Genomic DNA, 17,543 nt, shown 5'->3' with positions numbered 1-17,543 from the left:
TTCTCCTTACGGTGTCAGGCCGGTGATTTTAAGAAACGCCGCGGTGGCGATGACCATGAAGAGCGAGATCGGCAGGAACACCTTCCAGCCCAGACGCATCAACTGGTCGTAGCGGTAGCGCGGAACGAATGCCTTCACCATGGCGAACATGAAGAAGACGAAGAAAAGCTTGAGCATGAACCAGATGATGCCGGGTACCCAGTTCAGGAACCAGACGTCGACCGGTGGCAGCCAGCCGCCGAGGAACAGGATCGTGGTCAATGCGCACATCAGGGTGATGGCGACATATTCACCGAGGAAGAACAGCAGGAACGCGGTCGACGAATACTCGATCATGTGACCGGCAACGAGTTCCGATTCCGCTTCGACCAGATCGAAAGGCGGGCGGTTGGTCTCGGCCAGCGCCGAGATGAAGAAAATGACGAACATCGGGAACAGGCCGAGCCAATGCCAGTCAAGGAAGGTATTGGGCAGGCCGACCATGGTGCCGAGACCGGTCTTCTGCGACAAGACGATATCCGTAAGGTTCAGCGAACCGACAGTGAGCAGAACGGTGACGATGACGAAACCGATGGAGACTTCGTAGGACACCATCTGCGCGGCGGAGCGGAGCGCACCGAGGAACGGGTACTTCGAGTTCGATGCCCAGCCGGCCATGATGACGCCGTAGACTTCGAGCGAGGAAATGGCGAGCACATAGAGAATGCCGACATTGACGTTGGCAATCGCCCAGCCCTCATTGACCGGAATCACCGCCCAGGCCGCCATAGCCAGCACCGAAGACACCAGCGGAGCCAGAAGGAAAATGCCCTTGTTGGCGCCGGATGGAATGATCGGTTCCTTGACCACGAACTTCAGAAGGTCGGCAAAGGACTGCAGCAGGCCGAACGGTCCAACGACGTTCGGGCCACGGCGCAACTGAACTGCCGCCCAGATCTTGCGATCCGCGTAAAGCAGGTAGGCGATGATCAGCAGCATCACCACGAGCATCAGCACTGATTTTCCGAGGATAATCAGCAGCGGCAGGATGTAGGTTGCGAAAATATCTTCCATATCAGTCTCTTCCCCGCCTACTCGGCCGCCTGCTTGAAGCCGCCCTTGGCCAGCGCGGAACATTCAGCCATGACGGCTGAGGCGCGGGCGATCGGGTTGGTCAAGTAGAAGTCTTGGACCGGCGATACGAAGGCCGTCTTGTCGACGGTGCCTGACGCATTGGCCAGTTTCTTGATGTCGGCAGCATCACCGGCCTGGATGGCGTCAATGACGGCCAGGTGCGGGTATTCTGCATAAAGTTGTGCGCGCAGGGCGGCAAGCGAGTCGAATGGCAGCTTCTTGCCGAGCACATCGGAGAGTGCGCGCAGGATTGCCCAGTCTTCCTTGGCATTGCCCGGCGCAAAGGCGGCGCGGTTGGTCATCTGCACACGGCCTTCGGTGTTGACGAAGGTGCCGGACTTTTCCGTATAGGTCGCGCCCGGCAGGATCACGTCGGCATTGTGCGCGCCCTGATCGCCATGGGTGCCGATATAGACGGTGAAGGCACCGCCCTTGCCGGCCCAGTTCAATTCGTCGGCGCCGAGCAGGAACAGCACGTCGAGTGCCCCCTGCATCTGCGCAACCGACTTGCCGCCTTCGCCGGGCACGAAACCGATATCGAGCGCGCCGACGCGGCTGGCAGCTGTGTGAATGACGCCGAAACCGTTCCAGTCATCGGCAAGCGCGCCGGTATCCGCCGCAATCTTGGCAGCGAGACCGAGAACCGCATTGCCGTCTGCACGGCTGAGCGCGCCCTGCCCGATGATGATGATCGGCTTCTTGGCCTTCTTCAGCACCGCATGGAATTTCAGCGAACCGTTGGCGAGTTCCGCCAGGGTATCTGCGCCGGCGCCGAGATATTCGTAGTTGAAGCGCAGGTCGGCCTGTTCGCCGATCAGCGCAATCTGAATTCCGGCAGCGCGCCAGCGCTTGCGCAGGCGCGCATTGAGCAGCGACGCTTCAAAGCGCGGATTGGAACCGATGATCAGTACCGCGTCAGCGTCTTCGATACCGTCAATGCTTGGATTGAAGATATAGGAGGCGCGGCCATTGGCCGTGTTCAGAACCGTTCCGTCCTGACGTCCGTCGATATTGGCGGAGCCGAGCGATGTGATGAGCTGCTTGAGCGCATACATTTCCTCGACGCTGGCGAGATCGCCGGCAATCGCGCCGATCCGGTCGCCCGTCGTCTTGGCAACGGCGGCCTTGATCGCCTCGAACGCTTCCGGCCAGCTTGCCGGAACCAGACGGCCATCCCGACGCACATAGGGGCGGTCGAGGCGCTGGGTGCGCAGGCCATCCCAGATGAAGCGGGTCTTGTCGGAAATCCATTCCTCGTTCACCGCCTCGTTGACGCGTGGAAGCACGCGCATCACTTCGCGGCCGCGGGTATCGACGCGGATCGACGAGCCGACGGCATCCATCACATCGATGGATTCGGTCTTGGTCAATTCCCATGGACGGGCCTGGAAGGCGTATGGCTTGGATGTCAGCGCACCGACCGGGCAAAGATCGATCACATTGCCCTGCAGCTCCGATGTCATCGCCTGCTCGAGATAGGTGGTGATTTCGGCATCTTCGCCGCGGCCGATCAGGCCGAGCTCGGAAATACCGGCCACTTCCGTGGTGAAGCGGACGCAGCGCGTGCAGTGAATGCAGCGCGTCATGACCGTCTTGACGAGCGGTCCGATATACTTGTCTTCAACGGCGCGCTTGTTTTCCTTGTAGCGCGACGCACCGATACCGAAGACCATCGCCTGATCCTGCAGGTCGCACTCGCCGCCCTGATCGCAGATCGGGCAATCCAGCGGATGGTTGATCAGCAGGAATTCCATCACGCCTTCGCGGGCCTTCTTGACCATCGGCGTGTTGGTGAAAATCTCCGGCGTCTCGCCGTTCGGGCCCGGACGCAGGTCGCGCACGCCCATGGCGCAGGACGCGGCAGGCTTGGGCGGTCCGCCCTTCACTTCAATCAAGCACATGCGGCAATTGCCGGCGATCGACAAACGCTCATGGAAACAGAATCGCGGCACCTCGGCACCCGCCGTTTCCGCAGCCTGCAGAAGCGTGTAGTGATCCGGTACTTCGATTTCCCTACCGTCGACTTTGATCTTTGCCATCGTCTGTCCAACCTCGCGGAACATTCCGCATTTTCATTTGGCATTCCCGCGAAACCGCTGAAATACCTTCAATTGCTCCATGCCGGTCCAAGCCAGCATGGCTTTATTCGGGCTTCACCCCCGCCAAGGCAGCGGATTGTTTGACCCACTCATCCCGCACGATACGCCCGCCGAATTTCAGATGATCATCGACCCAGGCAATCTCCTGGGGTGACCACGCCGCAATCTGCGCATGGGTGTAGATGCCAAGACCGTTCAAGACCTGCTCCAGCTTCGGGCCAACGCCCGAAATCCGCTTCAGGTCATCCGGCAAGGCCGGCTTTGCGATTGCCGCCGGTTTCGACGGCCCCGTTGAAACCACCGCCAGCTTGGCTTTTTTGCCAGCAACCGCCTTTGGTGCAGTTTCTGTAGCCTTGTTGCGTATGATCGTCTTCAACTCAGCAACATCAGGCGCTTGCTTTGCCTCGGCCGCTGGCGATGCGTCCAGCGGCTTCAGCTTCGTGTTGGCATCAAGCATACCGGCAAGAGCACCCGCCCACAGACCCCACATCTGACTGGCGATGCCGAGACCCACAACAGACGCCGCCGCCATCGCGCCCATCGGCGGTGTCAGCAGATTGGCAGCCGGAACGATCTGCTTCGGCATCACTGCCGACCAGTCCGCACCCGATCGCTTGTCTGTTCCGGTATCCGGCATATCCCCTCAACCCTATTCCGCCGCAACAAGCACGGGGCTTGCCGCAGAAGCGTTGCGTGTAAACTCATCGATACGGCGTTCGATTTCCGGACGGAAGTGCCGGATCAGACCCTGTACCGGCCATGCCGCCGCGTCGCCGAGCGCGCAGATGGTGTGGCCTTCGATCTGCTTGGTCACGTCGAGCAGCATGTCGATCTCGCGCTTCTGCGCATTGCCGACCGCCATGCGTTCCATGACGCGCCACATCCAGCCCGTGCCTTCGCGGCATGGCGTGCACTGGCCGCAGCTCTCGTGCTTGAAGAAGTAGGACAGGCGCGCAATGGCACGAACGATGTCGGTGGACTTGTCCATGACGATCGCAGCCGCCGTGCCGAAGGACGACTTGACGTTGCGCAGGCCATCGAAATCCATCGGGCAATCGATGATATCGGCAGCCGGAACGACCGGACAGGACGCACCGCCGGGAATAACCGCCAAGAGGTTGTCCCAGCCGCCGCGAACGCCGCCCGCATGCTTGTCGACAAGCTCGCGGAAGGTGATACCCATGGCTTCTTCGACCGTGCATGGACGGTTGACGTGGCCGGAGATCATGAACAGCTTGGTGCCGACATTGTTCGGACGGCCGATGCCGGAGAACCAGGCAGCGCCACGGCGCAGGATGGTCGGGGCAACGGCAACCGATTCAACATTGTTGACGGTGGTCGGGCAGCCATAAAGGCCCATATTGGCCGGGAATGGCGGCTTCAGGCGCGGCTGGCCCTTCTTGCCTTCAAGGCTTTCCAGCAACGCGGTTTCTTCACCGCAGATATAGGCGCCGGCGCCGTGGTGGACATAGATATCGTAGTCCCAGCCGTTCTTGTTGTTCTTGCCGAGCAGCTTGGCGTCATAGCATTCGTCAATGGCGGCCTGCAGCGCTTCACGCTCGCGGATATATTCGCCGCGCACATAGATGTAGCAGGTGTTGGCGCCCATGGCGAAACCGGCAATCAGGCAGCCTTCGATCAGCGTATGCGGATCGTGGCGCATGATATCGCGGTCCTTGCAGGTGCCCGGCTCGGATTCGTCGGCGTTGATGACGAGATAATGCGGGCGTCCGTCGCTTTCCTTGGGCATGAAGGACCACTTCAGACCCGTCGGAAAGCCGGCGCCGCCACGGCCGCGCAGGCCCGATGCCTTCATCTCGTTGATGATCCAGTCACGGCCCTTGGCGATGATCCCCGCAGTGCCATCCCAGCAGCCGCGCGACATCGCACCCTTCAACGACTTGTCGAAAAGGCCGTAAATATTGGTGAAGATGCGGTCTTTGTCAGCGAGCATATCGCACCCGTCCTACTCTCTTCGTCCATTCTCCAGCGAAAACGCACATCGTTTCCGCCAATGATCTTATCTCGGCTTCTTGCCGAAAACCTTGATGTACTCGGCTTCGCCGCCCTTGGCCAAGGCCTTGGCTTGCTTGACCCAGTCGTCGCGTTCGATACGGCCCTTGAAGTTGAGGTAACCGTCAACCCATTCGCGCTCAGCCTTTTTCCAGCCGGCGACCTGGGCAAATGTATAGATGCCGAGTTCATGCAGGATGCCTGCAATCTTCGGGCCGACGCCGGAAATCAGTTCGAGATCATCCACGACGGCTGGCTTGTCGATCGCGGCGGGACGGTTCTTGTCCTCGAGCGATACGGCCTTTGCCGGTGCCTCGTCCTGCTTTGTCGCACTGGCGGCCGGAACTGCAGCGGCATCGGCAGCCTTTGCCGCACGCTTCGGCTTGGCCGCGCCATTGCCTTCAATCAGCGTCGTTGCGCCGCCCTCGGGGGCGGAGAAAAAACGGTCGATCTGCGGGCCGGGCGTGATCGTATCGCCCTTGCCGGCTTCGAAAGCATCGATGATTTCCTCGAGGCGTTCGGGCGTCAGATCCTCATAAGTATCCTTGAACACCATGATCATCGGCGCGTTGACGCAGGCACCGAGGCATTCGACCTCTTCCCACGACAAAGTGCCGGATTCGTTGGTGTGGAACGGCTCATGATGGATGCGGTGCTGGCAGACCTTCTTCAGGTCTTCCGCGCCGCGCAGCATGCACGGCGTGGTGCCGCAAACCTGGATATGGGCACGGGTTCCGACCGGCTTCAGCTGGAACTGCGTGTAGAATGTCGCCACTTCCAGAACGCGGATCAGCGGCATGTCGAGCATGACGGCAACATGCTCGATGGCAGCCTTGGTGACCCAGCCATCCTGTTCCTGCGCGCGCATCAGCAGCGGAATAACTGCGGACTGTTCGCGGCCCTTGGGATATTTCTTGATGGTCTGCTTGGCCCAGGCAGTGTTTTCGCGATTGAACGCGAAGGCTGCTGGTTGGACGCTATCTTCTGCAAGACGACGGACGGACATTAGCGATCAACCTCACCAAATACGATATCGAGCGAGCCAAGGACAGCGGAGACGTCGGCCAGCATGTGGCCACGGCACAGGAAGTCCATGGCCTGGAGATGGGCAAAGCCCGGGGCGCGCAGCTTGACGCGGTATGGCTTGTTGGAGCCATCGGACACCAGGAACACACCGAATTCGCCCTTGGGCGCTTCAACGGCAGCGTAAACCTCACCCGCGGGCACGTGATACCCTTCGGTGTAAAGCTTGAAGTGATGGATCAGCGCTTCCATCGACCGCTTCATCTCGCCGCGCTTCGGCGGAACGATCTTGGCGGACATGTTGGAAACAGGCCCTACCCGCTCCTTGCCCAGCAGAAGATCGACGCACTGGCGCATGATGCGCACCGACTGGCGCATTTCTTCCATGCGGATGAGATAACGGTCGTAGCAATCGCCGTTCTTGCCGATCGGAACATCGAATTCCATCTCGGAATAGCATTCATAGGGCTGCGACTTGCGCAGATCCCAGGCGGCACCCGAGCCGCGTACCATGACGCCGGAGAAACCCCATGCCCATGCGTCTTCCAGCTTCACGACGCCGATATCGACGTTACGCTGCTTGAAAATGCGGTTCGGGGTGATCAGGTCGTCGAGATTCTTGACGGTCTGCAGGAACGGATCGCACCACTTGCCGATATCCTCGATGAGTCTGTCGGGAAGATCCTGATGCACGCCGCCGGGACGGAAATAGGCCGCATGCATACGGGCACCGCAGGCGCGCTCGTAGAACACCATCAGCTTTTCGCGCTCTTCGAAGCCCCAGAGCGGCGGCGTCAGGGCACCGACGTCCATGGCCTGCGTGGTCACGTTCAAAAGATGCGAAAGAATACGGCCGATTTCCGAGAACAGAACACGGATCAGCTGACCGCGCTTGGGCACCTCAATGCCGAGCAGGCGCTCGACGGCCAGCGCATAGGCATGCTCCTGGTTCATCGGCGCCACGTAGTCGAGGCGGTCGAGATAGGGCACGGCCTGCAGATAGGTCTTGGCTTCCATCAACTTCTCGGTGCCGCGATGCAGCAGACCGATATGCGGGTCAACGCGCGCGACCACCTCACCGTCCAGTTCAAGCACAAGACGCAAAACGCCGTGCGCCGCAGGATGTTGCGGGCCGAAGTTAATGTTAAAGTTGCGGACGCTGTGTTCAGTCATATTTCGCTTCCTGGCGTCTTACACGTCTGTATTCGCACGCATTCAATTCGCTTTAGCCTTCTCATCACCCGGCAGCACATAATCCGTGCCTTCCCAGGGTGACTGGAAGTCGAAATTGCGGAATTCCTGCCGCAGTTCGACAGGTTCATATACGACGCGCTTGACCTCGTCGTCATAACGGACTTCGACGAAGCCTGTCAGCGGGAAGTCCTTGCGCAGCGGATGGCCGTCAAAACCGTAGTCGGTCAGGATGCGGCGCAGATCCGGATGACCGGAGAACAGCACGCCATAGAGATCGTAGGTCTCGCGCTCATACCAGTCGGCACCGGGATAGACCGGCGTGGCGGAAGGCACGGGTGTATCTTCGTCCGTCGCCACCTTGACGCGGATGCGCAGATTCTGGCGCGGCGACAGGAGGTGATAGACCACGTCAAAGCGATGCGAGCGGTAGGGATAGTCCACGCCGCTGATATCGATCAGCGAAATGAACTGGCACTGCACGTCGTCACGCAGGAAGGTTAGAACATCCAGCAGTTTTGCCGCGTCGACTTCAACGCTCAGATCGCCATAGGCCAGGACCACCGAATTCAGCGACGCACCCAGCTTTTCCTGGAGGTAGCTGGAGAGTTCATTCAATGCTTCTTCAAACATCGCCCTCTCCTATCGCTCGATCGTGCCGGTGCGGCGGATTTTCTTCTGCAGCATCAGAACACCATAGAGCAGCGCTTCGGCCGTGGGCGGGCAGCCCGGCACATAGATATCCACCGGCACGACGCGGTCGCAACCACGCACCACCGAATAGGAATAGTGATAGTAACCGCCGCCATTGGCGCAGGAGCCCATCGAGATGACGTAGCGCGGCTCAGGCATCTGGTCATAGACCTTGCGCAGCGCCGGAGCCATCTTGTTGGTCAGCGTGCCGGCAACGATCATCACGTCGGACTGACGCGGTGACGCGCGCGGGGCAAAGCCGAACCGCTCGCCATCATAGCGCGGCATGGAGGTGTGCATCATTTCGACCGCGCAGCAGGCAAGGCCGAAGGTCATCCACATCAGCGAACCGGTGCGCGCCCAGGTGACCAGCGCATCGGCGGAGGTTACGAGAAATCCCTTGTCGGCGAGCTCATTGTTGATCTCACCGAAAAACGCATCATCGGAACCGATCGGCTTGCCCGTACCGGGATCAAGAATGCCTTTGGGTTTCGGTGCCACGAGGGTGGTTTGGCTAGCGGTCAATCCCATTCCAGCGCTCCCTTTTTCCACTCATAGATAAAGCCGATTGTCAGAACGCCGAGGAAGATCATCATCGACCAGAAACCGAACCAGCCGATCTTGCTGAAGGCCACGGCCCACGGAAAGAGGAAGGCAACTTCCAGATCGAAGATGATGAACAGAATCGAGACAAGATAGAAGCGGACATCAAATTTCATGCGGGCATCATCGAATGCGTTGAAGCCGCACTCATAGGCCGACAATTTTTCCGGGTCTGGCGACTTGTATGCGACCAGAAAAGGCGCAACCAACAGTGCCAAACCGATTACCAGCGCTACCCCGATGAAGATAACGATGGGCAGGTAGGAACTTAAAAGCTCGTTCATGATCCGACTTTTTCCGCCTTGTGAACTCAGGCTGACAAGAATGCCATGTTATGCACATGACTGCCACCAATACGCGACAGACCGCACCAGCTTTGACACCGGTACGATGCGGCGAGGGTTAGCGCGTTAGCGCCATGCGCGCAAGTGCAACAATCGCCCCAATACCACCGGTTTTTTGTCACCATTTCGTGACGCATATCCATAAAAAGCCGCGAATTTCGCAGTTTTAAGCCGGTTTGGCCCGCAAAACACAGCTGAATCACTCTTTAGAATGATATTAATGTGCCTTGCCGGCCTGTTTGTCCGCGACGTGGTTTTCAGAACTGCGACATTCGGTCCTATAAACGATTTAGGACAAAATGCTGATATGCCGCGCGCGTGGAAACAGCACGCGCGCCAGGGCGCGAATGCTGTTGTGCAGAGTTTGGGAAAGAGGGGCGCTTAGAGACCCGCGAGAGGCTCCAGACTGAGCCTTTCCCCCTCTTCGGATAGATATTGCTGCTTCTGCGCCCTGCGGTCGAGCAGCAGCGACCAGACGGCCACGCCAAGACCGAGCAAGGCCAGCGCCGATCCCACGAAGGGCAGGTTCTGATAGGACACGCCCCAGGTGAGCGCCGCGCCGCCAACCCAGGCACCGGCGGCATTGCCCGCGTTGAATGCGCCCTGGTTGAGCGTGGCCGCCAGATTGGGGGCTTCGCTCGCGGTTTCGACCACCCGCATCTGCAACGGGGGAACGATGACGAAGGTCAGCATGCCCCACAGGAACACCACGGCGATTGCCGCTGCCGCCGTGCCGCTGACTTCCGCCAGCAGGGCATGGGTGAACACCACGGTGACCAGGGTGCCGATGACGGTGGGCATCAGCTTCCAGTCGGCAAGCTTGCCGCCGATGACGTTGCCGACGGTCATCCCGGCCCCGAACAGCAGCAGAACCCAGGTTACCGCCGCGGTCGATAGGCCGGACACATCGGTGAGGATCGGCTTGATATAGGTAAAGACGGCAAACAGGCTGCCGGAGGCGAGCGCCGAGATCAGCATGGCAAGCCAGACCTGCAGTTTGCCGAGAACCTTGATCTCGCTGAGAATGCCGCCGCCCTTCTCTTCTTCCCCGGCCGCGGGAACCAGCAGCGCGATGGCGATGACCGCGGCGACACCGATGGCGACGACCGCATAGAAGGTCGAGCGCCAGCCATAGAGCTCGCCGAGGGCGGTCCCGGCGGGCACGCCGAGAATATTGGCAAGTGTCAGCCCGGCAAACATCAGCGCGATGGCGCTGGCGCGCTTGTGGCGCGGCACGAGGCTGGCGGCCACCACCGACCCGATGCCGAAGAAAGCGCCGTGGCCGAAGGCGGTGACCACGCGAGCGATCATCAGCATACAGTAATTGGGGGCAATGGCGCAGAACAGATTGCCGACGACAAAGAGCATCGCAAGACCAATGAGCACGGGCTTGCGCGGCAGGGATGCCGTGGCAATGGCGATGATGGGTGCACCGATGACAACGCCAAGCGCATAGCCGGTCACCAGCAGGCCCGCATGGGGAATGGTGACACGCAGGTCGGCCGCGACTTCCGGCAACAGACCCATGATCACGAATTCGGTTGTGCCGATGCAGAAGGAGGCAATGGCAAGAGCGAGAATCGGCAAGGGCATGGGCGGCAACCATCAGAGCTGGAGTAAGGAATCATGCTGCCTAGTCCACAAAGGTTTCACAACTGATTTTTGTGCAACGCAGCAATGCATTTATGCGGGGCGATTCATCCCGGCGGCGAATCGTATCCACGGGTTGAAAAACAGCGGAAGAGATTCGCCGTCCGCATGCCAGCGGAAAAACAGACAGGACTGATTTTCCTAAGCCGCATCAGAAACCGGCAGGAGCCAGACGTGTGAACCGGACAGCAACAGGCGGTGGACTACGGGAACATTCGGGAGAGAAGAGATGCAAGCGTGCGGGGCACCACTTTCCGTAATATCAAGCATTTACATCAATTGCTTGAGAGGGAAAGTGGCGCGAGTGACGGGGCTCGAACCCGCGACCTCCGGCGTGACAGGCCGGCACTCTAACCAACTGAGCTACACCCGCGCACTTTGCAAACCAGAAATTCATCTGGTGTGAGCGGTCGTTTAAGGGGTTCGCGGGGGAGTGTCAAGCGCTAGTCGACAGGAAAAATGCGATTGTGAAAAACTCTTCAAACAAATCATAAAAGTGTCTCATACCCTCTTGCCAATATCGCACGAAACGCCTAAACGCTCCCCACACACCCTTTGTGAGGGGGCGATTAGCTCAGTTGGTAGAGCGCTTCGTTTACACCGAAGATGTCGGGAGTTCGAGTCTCTCATCGCCCACCATTCCCCAGCGGGATGTTTTCTTCCCTTTCTTTCAGCCGAGATAACTGGTCCGTTCACATCGCAGCCGACATGCGTGCGTGATTGGGTTTCGCCGCTTGCGGATTTTTCCCGCCCGCAGTGAGCAACTGCAATATTTTATCCTTTGCGCCAGCAATTTTCTGCGGCAACAATGTTCTCCTCCTTCCAAGAGCAAACCAGAAAACGGGAACATCACATGCCAAACAACCGCGCAGCACGAATCGCAATCCTTTCATTCGCCACGCTTTACCCTGCCCTTGCCCATGCGCATGTCGGCGTGGGTGACACCAGCGGCTTTACTCATGGCTTCGCCCACCCCATGTCCGGCCTCGATCACGTCCTGGCGATGATTCTCGTCGGCATCCTTGCCTTCCAGCTGGGCGGACGCGCCCTGTGGCTCGTTCCGGCAGCGTTTGTCGGGATGATGGCCGCTGGCGGCGCGCTCGGCGCTGCCGGAGTAAGCCTGCCCTTCGTCGAGCTCGCCATCGCACTCTCGGTGATTGTGCTCGGAGCAGCCGTCGCCTTCGAGATTCAGGCGCCTGTGGCCATTGCAACCGCCCTCGTCGGCCTCTTCGCCATTTTTCATGGCTATGCCCATGGCGCGGAAATGCCGGAAAGTGCCGGCGGTCTCGCCTATGCCAGCGGCTTCATGGCAGCCACCGCCCTGCTCCACGGCGCCGGTATCGGCATCGGCTTTGCCATCGGCAGAATCAGCCGCCACACCGGCCCCAGTGCGGTGCGACTCATTGGCGGCCTGGCGGCACTCGCGGGTGTCGGCATCATGACAGGTGCGCTCTAAACAGTTCGGATGCCGAATCAAAAAGCCGGGCAATTGCTTGCCCGGCTTTTTGTTTGTTTATTTCCGATGACTTCAGTGCGCGATCTGCGCCGAAGCATCATCCTCGACCACGGCAGCGGCAGGCACGTTGACCGGTTCCGTCCATTCGATCGGCTCCGGCTGACGCACGAGCGCATGCTTGATCACTTCCCCGGCACGCGATACCGGGATGATCTCAAGGCCGTTCTTCACATTGTCCGGAATTTCCGCCAGATCCTTGGCGTTTTCTTCCGGGATCAGAACCGTCTTGATGCCACCGCGCAGGGCGGCAAGCAGCTTCTCTTTCAGGCCGCCAATCGGCAGGACCCGTCCGCGCAGCGTGATCTCGCCGGTCATGGCGATATCCTTGCGCACCGGAATACCGGTCAGGATCGAGACAATGGCTGTCACCATCGCGATACCGGCCGACGGACCGTCCTTCGGTGTCGCGCCTTCCGGCACGTGCACGTGGATGTCCCTGCGGTCGAACAGCGGCGGCTCGACGCCGAAATCGATGGCTCTGGAGCGGACATAGGATGCCGCTGCGGAAATCGATTCCTTCATCACGTCACGCAGGTTGCCCGTTACAGTCATGCGGCCCTTGCCGGGCATCATGACGCCTTCGATGGTCAGCAGTTCGCCGCCCACCTCAGTCCAGGCAAGACCTGTGACAACGCCTACCTGATCTTCACCGTCGATCTGGCCGAAGCGGAATTTCTGCACGCCGAGATAGTCGTTGATGTTGGTCTCGGTGACCTTCACCGTCTTCTTGGTCTTCGACTTCAGAATTTCCGTCACTGCCTTGCGGGCAAGCTTCATCAGCTCCCGTTCGAGACTGCGCACGCCGGCTTCCCGCGTGTAATCGCGGACGATGGCACGGATCGCACCTTCCGATACGGAAAACTCCTTCGGCTGCAACGCATGATCGCGGATGGCCTTGGGCAGGAGGTGCCGCTTGGCAATCTCGACCTTCTCGTCTTCCGTGTAACCGGCAATACGGATGATCTCCATGCGGTCCATCAGCGGACCCGGGATGTTCAGCGTATTGGCCGTCGTCACGAACATCACGTTCGAGAGGTCATATTCAACCTCGAGATAGTGATCCATGAAGGTTGAGTTCTGTTCCGGATCGAGCACCTCGAGCAGAGCCGAAGACGGATCACCGCGGAAATCCTGGCCCATCTTGTCGATTTCATCGAGCAGGAAGAGCGGATTGGACTTCTTTGCCTTCTTCATCGACTGGATGACCTTGCCGGGCATCGAACCGATATAGGTGCGGCGGTGACCGCGGATTTCAGCCTCGTCACGCACGCCGCCGAGCGACATGCGGACATATTCACGGCCGGTTGCCTTGGCGATCGAGCGTGCCAGCGAGGTCTTGCCGACGCCGGGAGGACCAACGAGGCACAGGATCGGACCTTTGATCTTGGTCGACCGTGACTGCACGGCGAGATACTCCACGATCCGGTCTTTCACCTTGTCGAGGCCGTAATGTTCGGCATCCAGGATCTCGTCGGCGAGGTTCAGGTCGTTCTTCACCTTCGACTTCTTGCCCCACGGAATGGTGAGCAGCCAGTCGAGATAGTTGCGGACAACCGTCGCTTCGGCGGACATCGGGCTCATCTGGCGAAGCTTCTTCAGCTCCTGATTGGCCTTTTCGCGCGCTTCCTTGGAGAACTTCGTCTTCTTGATGCGCTCTTCCAGCTCGGCTGCCTCGTCGCGGCCGTCTTCGCCGTCGCCGAGTTCCTTCTGGATCGCCTTCATCTGTTCATTGAGGTAGTACTCGCGCTGGGTCTTCTCCATCTGGCGTTTGACGCGCGAACGGATACGCTTTTCCACCTGAAGAACGGAAATTTCCGACTCCATGAACGACATGGCCTTTTCCAGCCGTGCACGCACGGACAGGATCGACAGCATGTCCTGCTTCTCGGGAATCTTGATCGCAAGATGCGAGGCGACCGTATCGGCCAGCTTCGAGTAGTCCTCGATCTGTCCGGCAGCGCCAACGACCTCTGGCGAAATCTTCTTGTTCAGCTTCACATAGTTTTCAAAGTCCGACACAACCGAGCGGGCCAGGGCTTCGATTTCAACGGCATCTTCGGCGGGTTCCGACAGCGTCGTGGCATTGGCTTCGTGGTAATCCTCGCGGTCGCTGAAACTGGTGATTTCAGCGCGGGCAATACCTTCGACCAGAACCTTGACCGTACCATCCGGCAGTTTCAGCAACTGCAGGACATTGGCAATGGTGCCGATGTTGTAGATGGCATCCGCCTGCGGATCATCATCCGCAGCGTTCTTCTGTGTGGCAAGCAGGATTTGCTTGTCGACGCCCATCACTTCCTCGAGTGCGCGAATGGATTTTTCGCGACCGACAAAGAGCGGAACGATCATGTGTGGGAAGACAACGATATCGCGCAATGGCAAAACGGCATAAAGCCCGCTTTCTCCACCCGCCAGTGTCTTCTTGCTTGCAACCGTCATTTCATGTCCTTTCTCAGGCCAATCGGCCTAGATCGCCACATCCGGGTACCCTTTGGTTGCATGATCTTTTCCAAAATCGGGATCCATTTTGGGGATCATGCGAAGAGCGGCATACGACCGGCTGTGCAGCTTAACCTTTACTTGGAGTGGCGGGGCTCCGGTTTCAAGCGCCCCGGTTTCAAGCTCGGTCACAGAATCGTAATCTATCCTGCTCCTACCAAACTCCAAGCGCAATCTTTTGCGATGCAGCACACCGCTGAAGAGGATGATTTTCGTGGAAATCATCTGTCGACGGGGGCGATACTGCCCGGCCTACACTGTCTTACCGACGCTGCTCTGCAAAAATTGTGCGCCCCTTATGGTTAATCAACCGTAAATATTGTTTCGTGGCGCAATTAAGACCCGCAACAAATGCCAGGGCAAAAATGCAAAAGGCCCCGCTGACGCGGAGCCCTGCTTTCCAGACACTGGTTCGGCGCCTTACGCCGAAACATTGCCCTTTTCTTCCTTGCGCTCGGCATAGATGTAGAGCGGGCGCGAATTGCCCTCGACCACATCGCCGGAGATCACGACTTCCTGAACGCCGTCCAGCGTCGGCAGTTCGTACATCGTGTCGAGCAGGATCTTTTCCATGATCGAACGTAGCCCGCGTGCACCGGTCTTGCGGGCAATGGCCTTGAGGGCGATTGCCTTCAGCGCGTCTTCATGGAACGTCAGCTCGACGTTCTCCATGTCGAACAGGCGCTGGTATTGCTTGACCAGGGCGTTCTTCGGTTCCGACAGAATCTGCACCAGGGCAGCTTCGTCGAGATCCTCGAGCGTGGCGATGACAGGCAGACGGCCAACGAATTCGGGGATGAGGCCGAATTTCAGGAGGTCTTCCGGTTCAAGCTCGCGGAAGATCGCGCCGACGCGGCGATCATCCGGCGCCTTCACCGCAGCGCTGAAGCCGATGGACGTCTTCTCGCCACGTGCCGAGATGATCTTGTCGAGACCGGCAAAGGCACCGCCACAGATGAACAGGATGTTGGTCGTGTCCACCTGCAGGAATTCCTGCTGCGGATGCTTGCGCCCGCCCTGCGGTGGAACGGACGCGACCGTGCCTTCCATGATCTTCAGCAGCGCCTGCTGCACGCCCTCACCCGACACGTCGCGGGTGATCGACGGGTTGTCGGACTTGCGGCTGATCTTGTCGACTTCGTCGATATAGACGATGCCGCGCTGGGCCCGCTCGACATTGTAGTCGGCCGACTGGAGCAGCTTGAGAATGATGTTCTCGACATCCTCACCGACATAACCGGCTTCCGTCAGCGTCGTCGCGTCTGCCATTGTGAACGGCACGTCGATGATGCGGGCGAGCGATTGCGCCAGATAGGTTTTGCCGCAACCGGTAGGACCAACGAGAAGGATGTTGGACTTGGCCAGTTCGACTTCATTGTTTTTCGATGCGTGGGCCAACCGCTTGTAGTGGTTGTGCACCGCGACAGAGAGAACACGCTTGGCATGGTTCTGGCCGATGACGTAATCATCGAGCACCGCCATGATTTCCTGCGGCGTCGGAACGCCTTCGCGGGATTTCACCATCGAGGATTTGTTTTCCTCGCGGATGATGTCCATGCACAGCTCGACGCATTCATCGCAGATGAAAACAGTCGGGCCCGCAATCAACTTGCGAACTTCGTGCTGGCTCTTCCCGCAAAACGAGCAATAAAGCGTATTCTTTGAATCACCGCCGCCGTTGCTGACTTTGCTCATTGCAGTTTCCTTTCAGTATCGGCGCCCTGTTTGGCCGGGAACCGTTCACCCCCTTCGGGACTCTGCCCTGCGGGGAATGATTCGAATAGTAATTCGAAGAATAGGCTTCCTCTACTCACCAATCACTTAACGTAGCGTCTGTTGGCCTGCATGCAAGCCGGATGTGTGGCAAAAAGTCCGCATCCGGGTCAAAAAAAGTTCATTCTCGACCCGGTGCGGCCATTTAGCCGGTTACTTTGCATCCCCTTCGATGATCGCACGGGATTCGAGCACCTTGTCGATAAGACCGAACTCGAGTGATTCCTGTGCCGTCATGAAGTGGTCGCGGTCGAGAGTCTTCTCGATTGTCTCGTAGTCGCGGCCCGTGTGCTTGACGTAGATCTCGTTGAGGCGGCGCTTCATTTTGATGATGTCCTGGGCATGACGCTCGATGTCGGATGCCTGGCCCTGGAAACCGCCGGATGGCTGATGCAGCATGATGCGGGCGTTGGGCAGCACGAAGCGCATGTCCTTTTCACCGGCTGTCAGCAGCAGCGAGCCCATCGACGCGGCCTGACCGAAGCACAGGGTCGAGACGGCCGGACGGATGAACTGCATGGTGTCGTAGATCGCCATGCCCGACGTGACGACGCCGCCGGGTGAATTGATGTAGAGGTTGATCTCTTTCTTCGGATTTTCCGATTCAAGGAACAGAAGCTGGGCGCAGATCAGCGTCGCCATGCCGTCCTCGATGGGTCCGGTAATGAAAATGATGCGTTCTTTCAGCAGGCGCGAGAAAATATCATAGGCCCGCTCGCCCCGGTTGGTCTGCTCGACGACCATGGGTACGAGGTTCATTGCTGTTTCGATTGGATCTCTCATCGGTGGGCCTCAGCGTTTTGGAGAACAAGGGGTTTGAACGCCCCCAAGATTCGTGGATTTCACTTTCGATACATAGGGTGTTGCCACCCTGTTCCGCAAGATGTTCTGCCGCCATCCGGCTAGCGGTCCGATTCTGACATTTGCAACCCTTGGATACAAGCCATTCAGGCAAATGTCAGAATCAAAGGACCACTAGCAAGTATATAATTCTAGTGGAACTTTGAATTTGACATTCGCTTGTTG

At 58.9% G+C, this 17,543-nt stretch carries 14 protein-coding genes and 2 tRNA genes; 2 read left to right on the top strand and 14 right to left on the bottom strand.

Translation table 11 applies throughout. From position 1 onward, the window contains the following. Window positions 1-6 precede the first annotated feature (6 nt). The 11 genes from nuoH to ACIQWS_RS06555 all read right to left on the bottom strand — a co-directional run bounded on the left by nuoH (window position 7) and on the right by ACIQWS_RS06555 (window position 11,102). The gene (gene nuoH / locus ACIQWS_RS06605; RefSeq protein WP_223615188.1) at window positions 7-1,053 is read right to left on the bottom strand and encodes an NADH-quinone oxidoreductase subunit NuoH; all 1,047 of its coding nucleotides are present in this window, start codon (window positions 1,051-1,053) and stop codon (window positions 7-9) included. Between the two features lie 17 nt (window positions 1,054-1,070). Then, the gene (gene nuoG / locus ACIQWS_RS06600) at window positions 1,071-3,152 is read right to left on the bottom strand and encodes an NADH-quinone oxidoreductase subunit NuoG (protein ID WP_403173199.1); all 2,082 of its coding nucleotides are present in this window, start codon (window positions 3,150-3,152) and stop codon (window positions 1,071-1,073) included. Between the two features lie 103 nt (window positions 3,153-3,255). Continuing rightward, window positions 3,256-3,849 (bottom strand): helix-hairpin-helix domain-containing protein, encoded by a 594-nt coding sequence (locus ACIQWS_RS06595; protein WP_403173192.1) that lies wholly within the window; start codon window positions 3,847-3,849, stop codon window positions 3,256-3,258. Window positions 3,850-3,861: 12 nt separating this feature from the next. Next, the gene (nuoF, locus tag ACIQWS_RS06590; RefSeq protein WP_105735490.1) at window positions 3,862-5,166 is read right to left on the bottom strand and encodes an NADH-quinone oxidoreductase subunit NuoF; all 1,305 of its coding nucleotides are present in this window, start codon (window positions 5,164-5,166) and stop codon (window positions 3,862-3,864) included. Window positions 5,167-5,232: 66 nt separating this feature from the next. Continuing rightward, entirely contained in the window at window positions 5,233-6,231 is a 999-nt protein-coding gene (nuoE, locus tag ACIQWS_RS06585) for an NADH-quinone oxidoreductase subunit NuoE (protein ID WP_403173180.1), read from the bottom strand. Then, the gene (locus ACIQWS_RS06580; RefSeq protein ID WP_346306524.1) at window positions 6,231-7,421 is read right to left on the bottom strand and encodes an NADH-quinone oxidoreductase subunit D; all 1,191 of its coding nucleotides are present in this window, start codon (window positions 7,419-7,421) and stop codon (window positions 6,231-6,233) included. The genes nuoE and ACIQWS_RS06580 overlap by 1 nt, the downstream gene beginning before the upstream one ends. A gap of 42 nt (window positions 7,422-7,463) precedes the next feature. After that, the gene (locus tag ACIQWS_RS06575) at window positions 7,464-8,072 is read right to left on the bottom strand and encodes an NADH-quinone oxidoreductase subunit C (protein WP_403173171.1); all 609 of its coding nucleotides are present in this window, start codon (window positions 8,070-8,072) and stop codon (window positions 7,464-7,466) included. A 9-nt stretch (window positions 8,073-8,081) separates the two neighbouring features. Continuing rightward, the gene (locus ACIQWS_RS06570; RefSeq protein ID WP_223615194.1) at window positions 8,082-8,663 is read right to left on the bottom strand and encodes an NADH-quinone oxidoreductase subunit B family protein; all 582 of its coding nucleotides are present in this window, start codon (window positions 8,661-8,663) and stop codon (window positions 8,082-8,084) included. After that, window positions 8,654-9,019 (bottom strand): NADH-quinone oxidoreductase subunit A, encoded by a 366-nt coding sequence (locus ACIQWS_RS06565; RefSeq protein WP_091883778.1) that lies wholly within the window; start codon window positions 9,017-9,019, stop codon window positions 8,654-8,656. The genes ACIQWS_RS06570 and ACIQWS_RS06565 overlap by 10 nt, the downstream gene beginning before the upstream one ends. A gap of 441 nt (window positions 9,020-9,460) precedes the next feature. Continuing rightward, on the bottom strand, window positions 9,461-10,672 hold the full coding sequence (locus ACIQWS_RS06560) for an MFS transporter (protein WP_403173148.1): 1,212 nt from the start codon (window positions 10,670-10,672) through the stop codon (window positions 9,461-9,463). A 353-nt stretch (window positions 10,673-11,025) separates the two neighbouring features. Beyond that, a tRNA-Asp gene (locus ACIQWS_RS06555) sits at window positions 11,026-11,102 on the bottom strand. A 190-nt stretch (window positions 11,103-11,292) separates the two neighbouring features. Between ACIQWS_RS06555 and ACIQWS_RS06550 the strand changes: the two genes are divergently transcribed. Beyond that, window positions 11,293-11,368, top strand: a tRNA-Val gene (locus tag ACIQWS_RS06550). Window positions 11,369-11,582: 214 nt separating this feature from the next. Beyond that, a complete protein-coding gene (locus ACIQWS_RS06545) occupies window positions 11,583-12,185 on the top strand; it encodes a HupE/UreJ family protein (protein WP_403173141.1) in 603 nt (200 codons plus the stop codon). A 72-nt stretch (window positions 12,186-12,257) separates the two neighbouring features. On the opposite strand, the gene lon is transcribed toward ACIQWS_RS06545, so the two are convergent. The 3 genes from lon to ACIQWS_RS06530 all read right to left on the bottom strand — a co-directional run bounded on the left by lon (window position 12,258) and on the right by ACIQWS_RS06530 (window position 17,300). Then, window positions 12,258-14,684 (bottom strand): endopeptidase La, encoded by a 2,427-nt coding sequence (gene lon, locus ACIQWS_RS06540; RefSeq protein ID WP_346307361.1) that lies wholly within the window; start codon window positions 14,682-14,684, stop codon window positions 12,258-12,260. Between the two features lie 480 nt (window positions 14,685-15,164). After that, a complete protein-coding gene (gene clpX, locus ACIQWS_RS06535; RefSeq protein WP_105735507.1) occupies window positions 15,165-16,439 on the bottom strand; it encodes an ATP-dependent Clp protease ATP-binding subunit ClpX in 1,275 nt (424 codons plus the stop codon). Window positions 16,440-16,670: 231 nt separating this feature from the next. Then, the gene (locus ACIQWS_RS06530; RefSeq protein ID WP_091883799.1) at window positions 16,671-17,300 is read right to left on the bottom strand and encodes an ATP-dependent Clp protease proteolytic subunit; all 630 of its coding nucleotides are present in this window, start codon (window positions 17,298-17,300) and stop codon (window positions 16,671-16,673) included. Window positions 17,301-17,543 lie beyond the last annotated feature (243 nt).

Origin of the sequence: Phyllobacterium sp. NPDC097923, from assembly GCF_044760925.1 — a bacterium.
Taxonomy (GTDB): Bacteria; Pseudomonadota; Alphaproteobacteria; order Rhizobiales; family Rhizobiaceae; genus Phyllobacterium; species Phyllobacterium calauticae.
The sequence above is the reverse complement of the archived record's forward strand: the minus strand, read 5'-3'. Positions and strand labels throughout refer to the sequence as shown.

Bases quoted from the DNA above. Each gene is read 5' to 3' on its own strand.
- ACIQWS_RS06565 (WP_091883778.1), bottom strand. From the start codon at position 9,019: ATGAACGAGCTTTTAAGTTCCTACCTGCCCATCGTTATCTTCATCGGG.
- nuoH (WP_223615188.1), bottom strand. From the start codon at position 1,053: ATGGAAGATATTTTCGCAACCTACATCCTGCCGCTGCTGATTATCCTC.
- lon (WP_346307361.1), bottom strand. From the start codon at position 14,684: ATGACGGTTGCAAGCAAGAAGACACTGGCGGGTGGAGAAAGCGGGCTT.
- nuoG (WP_403173199.1), bottom strand. From the start codon at position 3,152: ATGGCAAAGATCAAAGTCGACGGTAGGGAAATCGAAGTACCGGATCAC.
- nuoE (WP_403173180.1), bottom strand. From the start codon at position 6,231: ATGTCCGTCCGTCGTCTTGCAGAAGATAGCGTCCAACCAGCAGCCTTC.
- ACIQWS_RS06530 (WP_091883799.1), bottom strand. From the start codon at position 17,300: ATGAGAGATCCAATCGAAACAGCAATGAACCTCGTACCCATGGTCGTC.
- ACIQWS_RS06580 (WP_346306524.1), bottom strand. From the start codon at position 7,421: ATGACTGAACACAGCGTCCGCAACTTTAACATTAACTTCGGCCCGCAA.
- nuoF (WP_105735490.1), bottom strand. From the start codon at position 5,166: ATGCTCGCTGACAAAGACCGCATCTTCACCAATATTTACGGCCTTTTC.
- ACIQWS_RS06560 (WP_403173148.1), bottom strand. From the start codon at position 10,672: ATGCCCTTGCCGATTCTCGCTCTTGCCATTGCCTCCTTCTGCATCGGC.
- ACIQWS_RS06545 (WP_403173141.1), top strand. From the start codon at position 11,583: ATGCCAAACAACCGCGCAGCACGAATCGCAATCCTTTCATTCGCCACG.
- clpX (WP_105735507.1), bottom strand. From the start codon at position 16,439: ATGAGCAAAGTCAGCAACGGCGGCGGTGATTCAAAGAATACGCTTTAT.
- ACIQWS_RS06575 (WP_403173171.1), bottom strand. From the start codon at position 8,072: ATGTTTGAAGAAGCATTGAATGAACTCTCCAGCTACCTCCAGGAAAAG.
- ACIQWS_RS06595 (WP_403173192.1), bottom strand. From the start codon at position 3,849: ATGCCGGATACCGGAACAGACAAGCGATCGGGTGCGGACTGGTCGGCA.
- ACIQWS_RS06570 (WP_223615194.1), bottom strand. From the start codon at position 8,663: ATGGGATTGACCGCTAGCCAAACCACCCTCGTGGCACCGAAACCCAAA.